The 12,817-nt window shown below is 60.5% G+C and carries 13 protein-coding genes; 8 read left to right on the top strand and 5 right to left on the bottom strand.

Annotation, left to right across the window (positions count from 1 at the left end; all coding sequences use genetic code 11):
* Nucleotides 1-12 precede the first annotated feature (12 nt).
* Together ABIB48_RS11090 and ABIB48_RS11085 are read left to right on the top strand one after the other, a co-directional pair.
* A complete protein-coding gene (locus ABIB48_RS11090; RefSeq protein ID WP_354212999.1) occupies nt 13-795 on the top strand; it encodes a glycerophosphodiester phosphodiesterase family protein in 783 nt (260 codons plus the stop codon).
* Between the two features lie 38 nt (nt 796-833).
* A complete protein-coding gene (locus ABIB48_RS11085) occupies nt 834-1,949 on the top strand; it encodes a glycerate kinase (protein ID WP_354212998.1) in 1,116 nt (371 codons plus the stop codon).
* Between the two features lie 27 nt (nt 1,950-1,976).
* On the opposite strand, the gene ABIB48_RS11080 is transcribed toward ABIB48_RS11085, so the two are convergent.
* Both ABIB48_RS11080 and ABIB48_RS11075 read right to left on the bottom strand, forming a co-directional pair.
* On the bottom strand, nt 1,977-3,290 hold the full coding sequence (locus tag ABIB48_RS11080) for a uracil-xanthine permease family protein (protein WP_354212997.1): 1,314 nt from the start codon (nt 3,288-3,290) through the stop codon (nt 1,977-1,979).
* 68 nt (nt 3,291-3,358) lie between these two features.
* Nucleotides 3,359-3,670 (bottom strand): ArsR/SmtB family transcription factor, encoded by a 312-nt coding sequence (locus tag ABIB48_RS11075; RefSeq protein ID WP_110105795.1) that lies wholly within the window; start codon nt 3,668-3,670, stop codon nt 3,359-3,361.
* Between the two features lie 53 nt (nt 3,671-3,723).
* Between ABIB48_RS11075 and ABIB48_RS11070 the strand changes: the two genes are divergently transcribed.
* The gene (locus ABIB48_RS11070) at nt 3,724-4,653 is read left to right on the top strand and encodes a cation diffusion facilitator family transporter (RefSeq protein WP_110105796.1); all 930 of its coding nucleotides are present in this window, start codon (nt 3,724-3,726) and stop codon (nt 4,651-4,653) included.
* Between the two features lie 90 nt (nt 4,654-4,743).
* Here ABIB48_RS11070 and pgm read toward each other — a convergent pair whose 3' ends face one another.
* On the bottom strand, nt 4,744-6,387 hold the full coding sequence (gene pgm / locus ABIB48_RS11065; protein WP_354212996.1) for a phosphoglucomutase (alpha-D-glucose-1,6-bisphosphate-dependent): 1,644 nt from the start codon (nt 6,385-6,387) through the stop codon (nt 4,744-4,746).
* A gap of 166 nt (nt 6,388-6,553) precedes the next feature.
* Here pgm and ABIB48_RS11060 point away from each other — a divergent pair, with 166 nt between their 5' ends.
* A complete protein-coding gene (locus ABIB48_RS11060) occupies nt 6,554-7,039 on the top strand; it encodes a DUF4190 domain-containing protein (protein ID WP_354212995.1) in 486 nt (161 codons plus the stop codon).
* Nucleotides 7,040-7,128: 89 nt separating this feature from the next.
* Here the strand turns inward: ABIB48_RS11060 and ABIB48_RS11055 are convergent, their stop codons facing one another.
* The gene (locus ABIB48_RS11055; RefSeq protein WP_110105940.1) at nt 7,129-8,526 is read right to left on the bottom strand and encodes a peptide MFS transporter; all 1,398 of its coding nucleotides are present in this window, start codon (nt 8,524-8,526) and stop codon (nt 7,129-7,131) included.
* Between the two features lie 237 nt (nt 8,527-8,763).
* Between ABIB48_RS11055 and ABIB48_RS11050 the strand changes: the two genes are divergently transcribed.
* The 3 genes from ABIB48_RS11050 to ABIB48_RS11040 all read left to right on the top strand — a co-directional run bounded on the left by ABIB48_RS11050 (nt 8,764) and on the right by ABIB48_RS11040 (nt 10,356).
* Complete coding sequence (locus ABIB48_RS11050; protein ID WP_110105799.1) at nt 8,764-9,090, top strand: rhodanese-like domain-containing protein; 327 nt, start codon at nt 8,764-8,766, stop codon at nt 9,088-9,090.
* Between the two features lie 30 nt (nt 9,091-9,120).
* Nucleotides 9,121-10,059 carry a prephenate dehydratase gene (pheA, locus tag ABIB48_RS11045; RefSeq protein WP_110105800.1) on the top strand — a complete coding sequence of 313 codons (939 nt, stop codon included), beginning with the start codon at nt 9,121-9,123 and terminating at the stop codon, nt 10,057-10,059.
* A gap of 123 nt (nt 10,060-10,182) precedes the next feature.
* Nucleotides 10,183-10,356 (top strand): hypothetical protein, encoded by a 174-nt coding sequence (locus ABIB48_RS11040; protein WP_315914523.1) that lies wholly within the window; start codon nt 10,183-10,185, stop codon nt 10,354-10,356.
* 56 nt (nt 10,357-10,412) lie between these two features.
* Here the strand turns inward: ABIB48_RS11040 and ABIB48_RS11035 are convergent, their stop codons facing one another.
* Complete coding sequence (locus ABIB48_RS11035; RefSeq protein WP_110105801.1) at nt 10,413-11,480, bottom strand: diacylglycerol/lipid kinase family protein; 1,068 nt, start codon at nt 11,478-11,480, stop codon at nt 10,413-10,415.
* 51 nt (nt 11,481-11,531) lie between these two features.
* Here ABIB48_RS11035 and serS point away from each other — a divergent pair, with 51 nt between their 5' ends.
* Nucleotides 11,532-12,809 (top strand): serine--tRNA ligase, encoded by a 1,278-nt coding sequence (gene serS, locus ABIB48_RS11030; protein WP_110105802.1) that lies wholly within the window; start codon nt 11,532-11,534, stop codon nt 12,807-12,809.
* Nucleotides 12,810-12,817 lie beyond the last annotated feature (8 nt).

Here is a 12,817-nt window from a genome sequence, read left to right as displayed (position 1 = left end):
GGACTGAAGCCGATGGCTAAGAATAAACCTCCGAAACCATTTTTACTCTCCGCTGCGCGGTTGGCCATTGCGCATCGAGGCTACTCCCGGGATGGTCTGGAGAATTCCTTAACGGCCTTCAAAGAGGCTCTCGATTTAGGCTTTGACTACGTTGAAACTGACATCAACACCACGGCAGACGGTGTTGCCATGGTGTTTCATGATGCAACGCTGGAGCGCACCACCGATGGTCATGGCAGCATTGCCGAGCTACCGTATGCCGAGGTGCGCAAGGCGCGCATTGCTGGCAGGGAAGTCATCGCCACGCTGGAGGAATTTGTTACGGCCCTGCCGGAGGCCAGATTCAACATTGACGTCAAGGATGCCGCCTCCGTGGGCCCGTTGATTGCGGCCATTGAAAAGCACGGGCTGCACCATAGGGTTTGTGTGGCTTCCTTCTCCGACAAGCGGCGCCGTTCGGTGTTGGCCGGGTTGAGTCAACCCGTGGCCAGCTCACCCGGACAACGTCTTCTCGTGGCATATTTTCTTCTCTCATGGTGGCTGCCGGCACCGGTTATCCGGAAATTAATGCGTGATGTGGACGTCTTGCAGATCCCTACGCACTACGGCCGGGTACCGCTTGTTACGGAGTCTGGGGTGCGCCGGGCGCACGTGCTGGGCCTGAAAGTTCATGTCTGGACCATTAATGATCCGGCAGAGATGGAACAGCTTTTTGACATGGGTGTGGACGGCATTATGACGGACAGGGCAGACCTTTTAGCCGCCGTCATGCGCCGCAGGGGCTATTGGGCGTAACGTTCGGCCATGTTAGAGACGGGTGGGAGGATGGAGACATGCGAATCCTCATTGCCCCGGACAAGTTCAAGGGGACCCTCACAGGTCCGGAAGCCGCTGCAGCCATGGCTGAAGGTGCGCTGCGGGTCTACCCCGACGCAGTAGTCACCGCCTTGCCCATTGCCGATGGCGGCGAAGGGACAGTGGAGGCTGCTGTTGCTGCTGGTTTTTCAGAGCGCCTGAACGCCGTGGTGGGGCCCATCATCAAGCCCGTTGGTGCCGTCTGGGGTTTTCACGAAGACAGCAAGGTGGCCGTCATTGAAACGGCGCAGGCCAGTGGATACCTGCTGAGCGAGCCCACAGTGGAAAACTCCCTGCGCGCTCACTCTTATGGCTGCGGACAGTTGATTGCCGCGGCAATGGATGCCGGTGCCACGGAAATCATTATTGGTTTGGGTGGTTCCGCCATGACCGACGCCGGTACGGGCGCCCTGCGTGCGCTGGGCCTGAAACTCCTTGATGCCCAAGGGAACCTGGTACCGCTGGGCGGAGGCTCACTGCTTGACGTGGTGGCGCTTGATGCCAGCGGCTTGGATCCCCGGCTGGCGGATGTGAAGGTGCGGATGGCTGTGGATGTGGACAATCCGCTCTACGGCCTCAACGGTGCCGCACACATTTTTGGCCCTCAGAAGGGAGCGGACCCGGACGCCGTGGAACTTTTGGATGCCGGGCTGCGCAACCTGGCCTCGGTGGTCAGGGAAGCCACAGGCGTTGATATTGACACACCCGGAGCGGGAGCAGCGGGCGGTTTCCCGTCAACGTTCATCGCCTACGCCGGCGCCCTGGTGGAGCGCGGATTTGACCTTGTCGCTGACCTGATCGAACTTGAAAAAGCCCTGGATGAAGCCGATCTAGTCATCACGGGCGAAGGCTCCCTGGATGAGCAGTCGTTATCAGGGAAGGGGCCCCTGGGCGTGGCTGACGCCGCCCACGCGAGGGGCATTCCCGTGGTGGTGGTGGCCGGACGCATCACCGTGACGTTCGAGCAATTGGCCAAGCACGGGGTGGTTGCAGCGGTCAGCGCAACGGATGTTGCCGGGTCCCCGGAAGCGGCATTGGCGGACGCTGCCCGGTACACCACGCGTGCCACCTCCGAAGCGCTCAACGGCATCTAAAAACCCAGCGTTGAGAATAAGGTGCGGCTAGGGGGCCTTACTCAGGGCCGGCTCTTCTTCGTGTTCCAAAGGATCGCTTGCCGTGCCGCGCCACTTCGCCAGGGCGCTCATGCCGTGGTAAATGATCAACGCGGTGGCCGTGCCCAGTGCGATGCCCTCAAAGCTGAGGGTTCCTACGGACCAGCTGAAGTTCGCGATGCCCACAATCAGTGCGACGGCGGCCGTGGTCAAGTTGATGTTGTTGGAGAAGCTGACCTTGTTCTGCACCCAAATCCGCACCCCCAGGACACCGATCATGCCGTAGAGCAGCGTCGCGGCGCCGCCCAATACGCCCACGGGGACGGTGGCGATTAGTTCACCGAACTTGGGGGAGAAGCTCAGCAGCAGCGCGGCCAGGCCGGCCACGTAGTAGGCGGCGGTGGAGTACACCTTGGTGGCCGCCATGACGCCAATGTTTTCTGCATAGGTGGTGGTACCGGAGCCGCCGCCAAAGCCGGCCAAGGTGGTGGCAACGCCGTCGGCAATAATGGCCCGCCCAGCGTACGGGTCAAGGTCCTCACCGGTCATGAGTGCCACAGACTTCACATGGCCAATGTTCTCGGCAATCAGAACCAGCACCACGGGGATGAAAAGGCCCAGGACGGCGAAGTGGAACGTGGGGGTTTGGAAATGGGGCAGGCCAATCCATGCGGCGGAGTCCATCTTGCTGAAGTCAACCTCATGGCGCAGCACGGCCACCAAGTAACCCACCACCACGCCAACCAATATGGCCAGACGGCCCAAAATACCGCGGAACAAGACGCTGACCAAGATGATGGTCAGGAGAGTGACGAGCGCCGTGATGGGCGCCTGCTCAAAGTTGCCGCGAGCCGCCGGTGCCAGATTCAAGCCGATCAGGGCAACAATAGTTCCCGTCACCGGGGCGGGCATGAGGCGGTTGATCCACTCCGCACCGAACTTTTGCACAATCAGCCCCAAGACGGCCAGTGTCACGCCGGCCACCACAACGCCTCCCAGTGCTCCGGACACGCCAAATTGCTGTTGGGAGGCCATGATGGGGGCAATGAAGGCGAAGCTTGAACCAAGGTAACTGGGCACACGGCCCCGGGTCATGACCAGGAACAGCAAGGTGCCGATGCCGGAGAAGAACAGTGTGGTGGCAGGGGGCATGCCGGTGATCAGGGGCACCAAGAAGGTGGCGCCGAACATGGCCACCACGTGCTGTAAGCCTATGCCGATGGTGAGGGGCCAACTTAGCCGCTCATCAGGAGTGACAACCTGCCCTGGAGTGATGGACTTGCCATCGCCGTGAACGCTCCATTTTGTGCCCAGCAAACTCATCTTTTTCTCTCTGTTTGTGCCGGGCTTAAGTATCCGGTCCGCAGATAAGAATATAGGAGGCGCGGGGCTTAGGGGTGCGGGATGTGTCCCTCGTTGGCCAGAAGTACCACGCCGAGGAGATCGTTCAGTGCGTGGGCCAAGTCCGGGTGGGCTAGCTCATACCGGGATCGCCGGCCTTCTGCCACTGCAACGGCCAGGCCGCATTCACGCAGGCAGGAGAGGTGGTTGGACATTTTCTGGCGGGAAACGTCCAAGCGCTTCGCCAGATCTGCGGGATACTGCGGCTCCCTGGCCAAGCTGATCAAGATTTCGGCCCGGGTGGGGTCGGAGAGTGCATAGCCAAAACGGGCCAGCACTGCTGCGTTGCTAATGGGCTTCATTCTCAATATCATACAGCATTTGGTGAATTCAGCGTTGCCTGTACTATTAGAGCATGTCTGGTCACAATCATTCCCACTCCCATGCTGGGGCTCCCGGCGAAAGTCACCATGGCCGCATTGCTGTGGCTTTGGGGATCACGCTGGTGGTCTTTGTTGTCCAAGTGATCGGTTCCATTATCACTGGTTCGCTGGCCCTGCTTTTCGATTCAGCGCATGTGCTCACCGATGCCGGGGGGCTGGCCATGGCGCTATTGGCTGCACGGTTGATGGTGCGGCCAGCTAACAGCAGGCGCACGTGGGGCTTTGCCCGTGCCGAGGTACTGGCGGCCACAGCGCAAGCCGCGGTGCTTCTCGCCGTCGGACTTGTGGTGTTGGTGGAAGGCATTCAGAGGCTCTTTAATCCCACGGAGATTGCCTCCAAGGAAATGATTGTGTTCGGAGCCATCGGCCTCTTGGGCAACATTGTCTCCATGTTTGTGCTGATGGGCGGGCGCAACAAGAACTTCAACATGAGGGCAGCGTTCCTTGAGGTGGTCAACGATGCGCTCGGCTCGGTGGCCGTGATTGTGGCCGCGATCATCATCGCCACCACTGGTTGGATGCAGGCCGACGCCCTTGTTGCCATGCTGATTGGCGCTCTGATCCTGCCGCGCACCGTGAAGTTGCTGCTGGAGACAGTCCACGTGCTGCTGGAATCGACGCCGTCCGGGCTGGACCTGGACGAAGTCCGCGAGCACATTCTCGGCATTGACCACGTGCGCAGCGTGCACGATCTGCACGCCAGCCAGATCGCAACGGGTCTGCCCATTCTCTCGGCCCACGTGGTGGTGGACGATGAATGCTTCCATGACGGGCACGCACCTCAGATGCTCGACGCCCTGCAAAGTTGTGTAGCCGGGCACTTTGCTCTCAGCATTGAACATTCCACCTTCCAGCTGGAGACCGCGAGTCACGCAGAACACGAACTCGGCGCCCATCACTAAGAGAGACATGAAAAATGCGCCCGCCTCCCGAAAATGCGCCCCGTCTGCGGGGCGCATTTTCGGGAGGCGGGCGCGAAACTTCCGCCGAGGCTAGGAGATGACGCCGTCCACGAGCGCCTTCGCCTCTGCCTGCACCTGTGCCAAGTGCTCGGGACCCTTGAAGGATTCGGCGTAGATCTTGTAGACGTCCTCGGTGCCTGAGGGGCGGGCCGCGAACCAGGCGTTTTCGGTGGTGACCTTCAACCCGCCAATTGGCGCCCCGTTGCCGGGCGCCTCGGTCAGCTTGGCCGTGATGGTTTCCCCGGCCAAGGTGGTGGCAGAAACGTCCGCAGCGGAGAGCTTGCCCAACGCAGCTTTTTGCTCACGGGTGGCGGCCGCGTCAATGCGCGCGTACGACGGCGCCCCGAAGCGGTCTGTCAGCTCACCATAATGAACCGAGGGAGACTTGCCGGTGACGGCGGTGATTTCCGAGGCGAGCAGGGCCAGCAGGATGCCGTCCTTGTCCGTGGTCCAGACAGATCCGTCCTTCTTTACAAACGATGCGCCAGCGGACTCCTCGCCGCCAAAGACGCCCTCGCCGGAGAGTAGTCCGGGCACAAACCACTTGAAGCCGACGGGCACCTCGACGAGTTGGCGGCCAAGATCCGCAGCTACCCGGTCAATGATGGAGGAGGACACCAGTGTCTTGCCAACCCCGGCTGTTGCGGGCCACTGGGTGCGGTGCGTGTAGAGGTATTGGATGGCCACGGCCAGGTAGTGGTTCGGGTTCATGAGCCCCGCATCCGGGGTGACGATGCCATGGCGGTCGGCGTCGGCGTCGTTACCGGTGGCAATGTCATAAGGTGCCCCGGCCGCAAGCTTGTTGATCAAGGAAGCCATGGCCGACGGGGATGAGCAGTCCATGCGGATCTTCTCATCCCAGTCCAGGGTCATGAAGGCCCACTGCGGGTCCACAAGGGGGTTCACCACTGTCAGGTCCAAGTGGTGGCGCTCACCAATTTCACCCCAGTAATCAACGGAGGCGCCGCCCATGGGGTCCGCCCCGATGCGCACGCCCGCGGACCGGATGGCATCCAGATTCAGTACGGAGGGCAGATCATCCACGTAGCCGGAAAGGAAATCGAACTTCCCCGTGGTGGCCGCGGCCAGAGCCTCGGTGAAGGGCACTCGGCGCACACCGCGCAACCCGTCCTCCAGCAGCGCATTGGCACGGTTGGCGATCCAGCCTGTCGCGTCGGAATCAGCCGGGCCGCCGTGCGGGGGGTTGTACTTAAAGCCTCCGTCGCCAGGCGGATTGTGGGAAGGTGTCACCACAATGCCGTCGGCCAAAGCATCAGTGCGGCCCAAGTTGTAGGAGAGGATGGCGTGCGAAACAGCAGGGGTCGGTGTGTAGCCGTGGCGTGCGTCGATCAAAACCTGTACGCCGTTGCCAGCCAACACCTCAAGGGCGGTGTTCTGTGCAGGCTCACTCAAGGCGTGGGTGTCCTTGCCCATGAACAAGGGGCCGGTGATGCCCTGGCCGGCACGGTATTCCACAATAGCTTGCGTGATAGCGGCAATATGGCCCTCGTTGAAGGATGCCTTCAACGAGCTGCCGCGGTGTCCGGAGGTGCCAAAGGCAACCCGCTGCCCCGGATCGCTGAGGTCCGGCAACAGATCGTAGTACGCATCCATCAAAGCAGTGATGTCAACAAGGTCCTGGGGAAGGGCAAGAGTGCCCGCGCGGCTAGCCATGAACACAGCATGACAGAGCCGAACCCCGTATGGCACGCGTTGCCCAGAGTGTGAACTACAAAAGGAGTGCCGTTTCTAGGGTGACGGTGGCTGCTGGACTACCATGGAGGTCAATACCAGTCATAAATTTGTGCCATGGTGGGCACACATCCTGTAGGAGAAAAAAGTGTCCAACCAGCCGGATCAGCCGCAGCCATACGTGCCCCCGGGCTACTACGCCCCACCGGTTCCCCCGTACATTCCTCCGGCCCAGCAGGAACAGCCGAACTATGCGCAACCGAACTACGCCCAGCCGGCGCAGCAGGAGCAGTACGCCCAGCCGCAGTTTCAGCAGCCGCCACAGTTCAACGCCCCCGCCTACTATCAGGGCGGCCCTGGCTACCCCGGAAATTATGGGCCCAAGGGATTGAGCGTGGCGAGCATGGTCATTGGGCTGGTCTCAATCTTCATGCTCGGCATCTTCATTGTCCCGCAAATTGTGGGCGTCATCTTAGGACACAAGGGCCTCAAGCAGGAAAGTCCCCAGGGCCGTGGATTCGCTATCACGGGTCTGGTGACAAACTACCTGGCCCTGGTGGGTTACGGCCTCATTGTTGGGCTGTGGGTGGTCCTGATGGTGGCCGTTGGTTCCTCCTCCTCATACTCCTACTAATAATCTGCCAAAGTACATGAGGCGGCACGGACCTTTTCGAGCGAAGGTCAGTGCCGCCTCATGTGCTTTAACGCAGGAGTGCTTGAGGGCTACCGGACCCCGGCCATCAACTTCTTGATGGGCTTCTTGGCCAGGAACAAGGCGGCGCCGAAGGCAATGGACACTAGACCGATCGCTAGGAAGTACGGGGTCTCATTAGCGGGGTTGTACCACTGAGCAAGCACCCCGGACATGGCAGTGCCGAGTGCGACGGAGAGGAAGAACAACGCCACCATCTGCGTCTGGAAGGCCGCCGGTGCCAGCTTGGTGGCCAGCGAGAGACCTACGGGGGAAAGCATGAGCTCGGCCACCGTGAAGAGCAGCAGGATGAACACTATGGCCAGCATCGGCACCATAGCCATGCCGGCAAACGGAATGAAGGACAGGTACGCCAGTCCCATGACAACCAGTGCCACGGAGAATTTCACGGGTGTGCCAGGCTGGCGGTCACCCCATTTGGTCCACAGCGCGGCAAACACACCAGCCAGGATGATAATAAACACCGGGTTGATCGAGGAAACCCAGCTCGCCGGAATTTCCCAGCCGAGGATGGTTCGGTCCAGGCGCTGGTCAGAGTAGAGGGCAATCACGGTGAACTGCTGCTGGAAGAGCGACCAGAATACGGCGCTCGCCAAGAACAGCGGGATGAAGGAGAACACGCGGCTGCGCTCGAGGCCGGTGACCGTCTTATTGGCCAGGATGACGGCAAAGTAAGCAACCGCGGCCACAATAACCACGGCAACAATGACCCACTTGAGGTTTTCTGCCGTGATGAGCTTCAAGGTCACAGCAACCACGACCAGTGCCACGCCACCGACTGCCAGGGCAATAAATTTGCCGTACTGTGCGCGGGGGAGCGGGTTCGGGATCTCGTGGGCGGATTGGGGCAGGTTCTTGCGTGTCAGACCGTACTGGAGCAGGCCGAAGGCCATACCCACAGCCGCTGCGGCGAAACCAACGTGGAAGCCGTATGTGACCTGCAACCAACCTGTGGCCAGAGGGCCAATGAGTCCACCAATGTTGATGCCCATGTAGAAGATGGAGAAACCAGCATCGCGGCGGTTATCGTCCTTGGCGTAGAGGCTGCCCACTAGGGCGGTGGCGTTGGCCTTCAAACCACCGGAGCCCACGCCAATGAGAATCAAACCCAGAGCCAGGCCCGCGGCACCCGGAACCAGTGCAAGGGAGAGGTGACCGGCCATGATCATGATGGCACTGTAGAACAGCACCTTTTCCGAACCCATGAGGCGGTCAGCCACCCACGCACCGAGGATGGTGGACAGGTAAACGCCGCCACCGTACGCGCCAACAATCCCCAACGCGGTGGGCTGGTCAATACCCAGGCCGCCCTGGGTGATTGAGTAGTACATGTAGTAGGCAAGAATTCCTTGCATACCGTAGAAGGAGAACCTTTCCCACAGCTCGACGCTGAAGAGGTTCAGCAGCATCTTTGGCTGGCCAAAAAATGCGGTGTCAGGATTCTTGGGGGGAGCCGTTGCCTGATCGGCGGGGCTGTTTTGTGAGCTCACATCTTCAATTTTCGCACTCGAGACGCGTTACGTCATATTTGCAATTGTGTGCATATTAGTTAGCAGCTCCCTCCCGGGTGTTCGTTGCGCTCATAGAGGGCAGCTCGGGAGCTAGGCTTAGTTAGTATTGGCTTTTATTTTCAAGGAGAGAATCACATGTCAGACATCATGAACGTAACGGTCGCCGATCTGGGCGGGGATGCTGTGATCCTGGATGTCCGCGAAGACTACGAGTGGGAAGCCGGCCATGTGGACGGTGCCCTGCACATCCCGTTGGAGCAGTTGCCGGCCAGATTTGAGGAGCTGGACCCTGACGTTGACGTCAACGTCATTTGCCGCACTGGCGGACGATCCTTTAGGGCCACCACCTGGCTGGTGCAAAACGGTTACAGCGCCTTCAACGTCATTGGCGGCATGGGTGCCTGGTTTGAGGCAGACAAGCCCATGGTTTCCACCAACGATCAAGCCCCGCGCGTGCTCTAACTCCCTTCCCCCATCAACGACAGGCCCCCCATGACAGACGCGCCCTTTGACTCCAGCTTGCCCCTGACCTTTCTTGGGCCGGAAGGAACCTTTACCGAGGCTGCCCTGCTGCAGGTTCCGGGCGCTGGTGCGATGCTACGGATCCCGTCAACCAATGCTGCGGCCGCCCTCGCCAAGGTGCGCGCCGGTGAAGCTTTTGCTGCCATGCTGCCCATTGAGAATTCCATTGAAGGCGGTGTTCCGGCCACGCTGGATGCCATCTCCAAGGGAATGGAGTTGCGGATCATTCATGAAGTAGTGGTCCCCGTCAGCTTCGTCCTGGTGGCGCCGGCCGGGGTGGAGTTGGCGAACATCAGCTCCGTGGGCACGCATCCGCATGCCTGGGCGCAGACACGGGAATGGTTTGGCGAACACCTGCCACTGGCCTCGCATGTGCCAGCAAATTCGACGGCGGCTGCCGCCCACTCGCTGCTGGAGGGTACGGATGCGTTCCAAGCTGCGGTGTGCGCTCCGCTGGTGGCCGAGCAAACGGGGCTCAACATCCTCGCCGCAGGCATTGAGGACAACATGGGTGCCGTGACCCGGTTTGTCCTGGTGGCACGTCCTGGATCTTTGCCGGAGCCCACAGGCGCTGACAGGACCACGCTGTCCATTGCCCAGCCTGATGACCACCCGGGCGCCTTGATGGCTCTGCTGGAGCAATTTGCCAGCCGCGGTGTGAACCTGAGCCGCATTGAGTCCCGGCCCACGGGACAATTTTTGGGGCACTATGTTTTCAGTGTTGATTTGGAAGGGCACATCCGTGATGCTCGCGTGGCCGATGCGCTGCGGGGCCTGCACCGGGTAACCGCTGAAATTCGCTTCCTGGGGTCCTATCCGCGCGCCGACAAACAGCCGCCATTGATTCGCCCCTACAACTCGGATACGGCCTTTGAGGACGCCGCACACTGGGTCCAGGCCCTCCGCTAGTATCTGCCACCGGCGCATCCCTTTCGGACAAGGACCGGCAAGTCTATGCTTGGCCTATCTCCACAAGATCACTTGCAGGAGATGGAAAGAAGTTGCTCCCACCAGGGAAGAGGCGCGTCAATCATGGATCAGCATGCAGAGCAAAATAATCGCCAAGACGGCACCATTGTGAACCCGGGTAAAAATACCGGCAAGGACACATCAGTTGGTGACGAGGGTGATGACGCCAACGAGTTGCGCTTCGATGAAGAGCAACGCCTCATCCAGGAACAATCGCACCGGCCCGAAACCGACTAGGCCCGAAACCGACTAGGCCCAAATCAGGCTGGTGTGCCGGCTGAACCCCCAGCGGGCTAGGCCGGGCCGTTGGGTGCAGCGACCCGGACCAGCACGGCCTTGGGCTCAACACTGACCTTGACGGCTGTCGCTGGCCCGGACGGGTCTCCATCGATCTGGGTCTCCACCGGCAGGACCGTGCGAATGGTCAGGTTCCGGGAGCGGTAAAAATTGATGACCGGCAGGTGGTTTTTGTGCTGAAACACCACTTTTCCGGCCATCGCCAGCCAGCCGAAAGCGCTGCGCGGGCTGATCACAACAACGTCCAGAACGCCGTCGTCAATTAAGGCCCCGGGCACAAAGTCAATGCCGCCCGGCAACAGGCCACAATTGGCGAACAATACCGAACGGACCTTGCGCTGTTGGGCGGGCTCATCATCGAGAGTGATGCTGATCTTCTTGCGCCGTCCGGCCAAATGACGCAGCCCAGCCTCGCTGTAGGCTAACCAGCCCACATGCTCCTTGAGCTTGGAATTGGTGTCATTCATGACATCTGCGTCCATGCCCAAACCGGCAATGACCATGAAGGAATGTTTTGAAATAGCGCCTGTGATGCCGTCCTCGAGCTCCATCAGCCCGGCATCAATGTGGCGCTGGTGGCCAAAGAGAGCTATCTGGACACACCCTGCAATATCAGTGACATCAAGGCTCAGATTGCGGGCAAGAAGATTCCCGGTGCCCAAGGGAATGATGCCAAGGGGAATCTCAGTGTGTCGCAGGGTCTGGCCCACTGCGCGTACCGTACCGTCGCCGCCGCCCACAATAACGACGTCGGCCTTGGCTTCCAGCGCAGCCGCAGCCATGGAGAAACCAGGGTCCTCCGCGGTGGTCTCCATCAAGAGGGGCTCCGGCCAGCCAGCCATGGACACCGAGCGACTGATGAGGGTTTTCGCCGCGTCGGAACCGTTTTTGGTGGGGTTGTAGATAAAAACAACTTGCTGCTTGGCCAGATTGATTTTGTGCGGAGAATCTGCCACGGCACTGCGGGTGTGCTTTTGGGCGAGCTTGCGCACACCGAGCCAGCTGGCGCCGGAAGCAAGCACAATGATGACCACAATGAGGGCTACAAGAAGTTCGGTAGGCATGATTGTCTAACCATAGCGGTTGAAGTTGCATTGATTGGATAAGCTTAGGACGTGATCGATGTACGAGACCTCTGCGAAAATCCCGAAATTTACCGTGCCAGCCAGCGTGCCCGTGGTGCCGAACCGTCTGTGGTGGACTCCATCATCGCCGCGGAGCGCTCCCGCAAGTCCGCGATCACCTCTTTTGAGGCCCTGCGCGCCGAGCAAAATGCCTTTGGAAAGAAGGTGGCCAAGGCAAAGGGCGAAGAAAAACAAGCCCTGCTGGCCGAAGTCAAGGAGTTGGCGGTAGCCGTCAAGGCGGCCTCAGCAACAGCCGAGGCAGCCAGCGCCGAACAGGACACGCTGGTACGGAGCATGGCCAACCTTGTCACTGACGGCGTCCCCGAGGGCGGCGAAGATGACTTTGTTGTTCTCAAAACGGTGGGCACGCCGCGCGAATTCCCCGACTTCACCCCGCGTGACCACCTGGAAATTGGTGAGTTGATCGGTGCGATCGACATGGAACGTGGCGCCAAGGTCTCCGGATCCCGCTTCTACTTCCTCAAGGGTGTTGGTGCGCGCCTTGAAATGGCGCTGCTGCAGATGGCCATGGACCAGGCCATCGAAGCCGGGTTCACACCCATGATCACCCCCACCTTGGTGTTGCCCGAGACGATGGCCGGAACCGGCTTCGATGTGGAGCACGACGCCGAAATTTACCGCCTTGCCGAGGACAATCTGTACCTGGTGGGCACCTCCGAGGTGGCCTTGGCCGGCTACCATGGCAATGAGATCATCAACGTTGAACAACCCGTCCGCTATGCCGGCTGGTCCTCCTGCTACCGCCGTGAGGCCGGCTCGCACGGTAAGGACACCCGCGGGATCATCCGCGTGCATCAGTTCAACAAGGTGGAAATGTTTGTTTACACCACGGTTGAAAAGGCTGCCGAGGAACACCAGCGCCTGCTCGCCTGGGAAGAGGAAATGCTGGCCAAGGTGGAACTGCCTTACCGTGTCATTGACACGGCAGCCGGTGACCTGGGCATGTCCGCCGCCCGCAAGTTCGATTGTGAGGCGTGGGTTCCCACCCAGGACGCCTACCGTGAGCTGACGTCCACCTCCAACTGCACCACGTTCCAGGCGCGCCGGTTGAACATCCGTGAGCGTCAAACCGCGGACGACGGCGGCAAGGGTGGCACCCGCGCTGTTGCCACACTCAACGGCACGCTCGCTACCACGCGGTGGATTGTGGCCATTTTGGAGCATCACCAGAACGCGGATGGCTCCGTCAACGTCCCGGTGGCCCTGCGCAAGTACATGGGCGGCTTGGAAGTTTTCCCCGTCCTGTAACTGCCGGA

The sequence above is a fragment of the Arthrobacter sp. UYCu511 genome (assembly GCF_040547105.1).
Taxonomy (GTDB): Bacteria; Actinomycetota; Actinomycetes; order Actinomycetales; family Micrococcaceae; genus Specibacter; species Specibacter psychrochitiniphilus.
The sequence above is the reverse complement of the archived record's forward strand: the minus strand, read 5'-3'. Positions and strand labels throughout refer to the sequence as shown.

Coding starts and splice junctions, on each gene's coding strand:
- pheA (WP_110105800.1), top strand. CDS start 9,121: ATGACAGACGCGCCCTTTGACTCCAGCTTGCCCCTGACCTTTCTTGGG.
- ABIB48_RS11040 (WP_315914523.1), top strand. CDS start 10,183: ATGGATCAGCATGCAGAGCAAAATAATCGCCAAGACGGCACCATTGTG.
- ABIB48_RS11035 (WP_110105801.1), bottom strand. CDS start 11,480: ATGCCTACCGAACTTCTTGTAGCCCTCATTGTGGTCATCATTGTGCTT.
- ABIB48_RS11090 (WP_354212999.1), top strand. CDS start 13: ATGGCTAAGAATAAACCTCCGAAACCATTTTTACTCTCCGCTGCGCGG.
- ABIB48_RS11055 (WP_110105940.1), bottom strand. CDS start 8,526: ATGCTGCTGAACCTCTTCAGCGTCGAGCTGTGGGAAAGGTTCTCCTTC.
- ABIB48_RS11050 (WP_110105799.1), top strand. CDS start 8,764: ATGTCAGACATCATGAACGTAACGGTCGCCGATCTGGGCGGGGATGCT.
- ABIB48_RS11080 (WP_354212997.1), bottom strand. CDS start 3,290: ATGAGTTTGCTGGGCACAAAATGGAGCGTTCACGGCGATGGCAAGTCC.
- ABIB48_RS11070 (WP_110105796.1), top strand. CDS start 3,724: ATGTCTGGTCACAATCATTCCCACTCCCATGCTGGGGCTCCCGGCGAA.
- ABIB48_RS11075 (WP_110105795.1), bottom strand. CDS start 3,670: ATGAAGCCCATTAGCAACGCAGCAGTGCTGGCCCGTTTTGGCTATGCA.
- pgm (WP_354212996.1), bottom strand. CDS start 6,387: ATGGCTAGCCGCGCGGGCACTCTTGCCCTTCCCCAGGACCTTGTTGAC.
- ABIB48_RS11085 (WP_354212998.1), top strand. CDS start 834: ATGCGAATCCTCATTGCCCCGGACAAGTTCAAGGGGACCCTCACAGGT.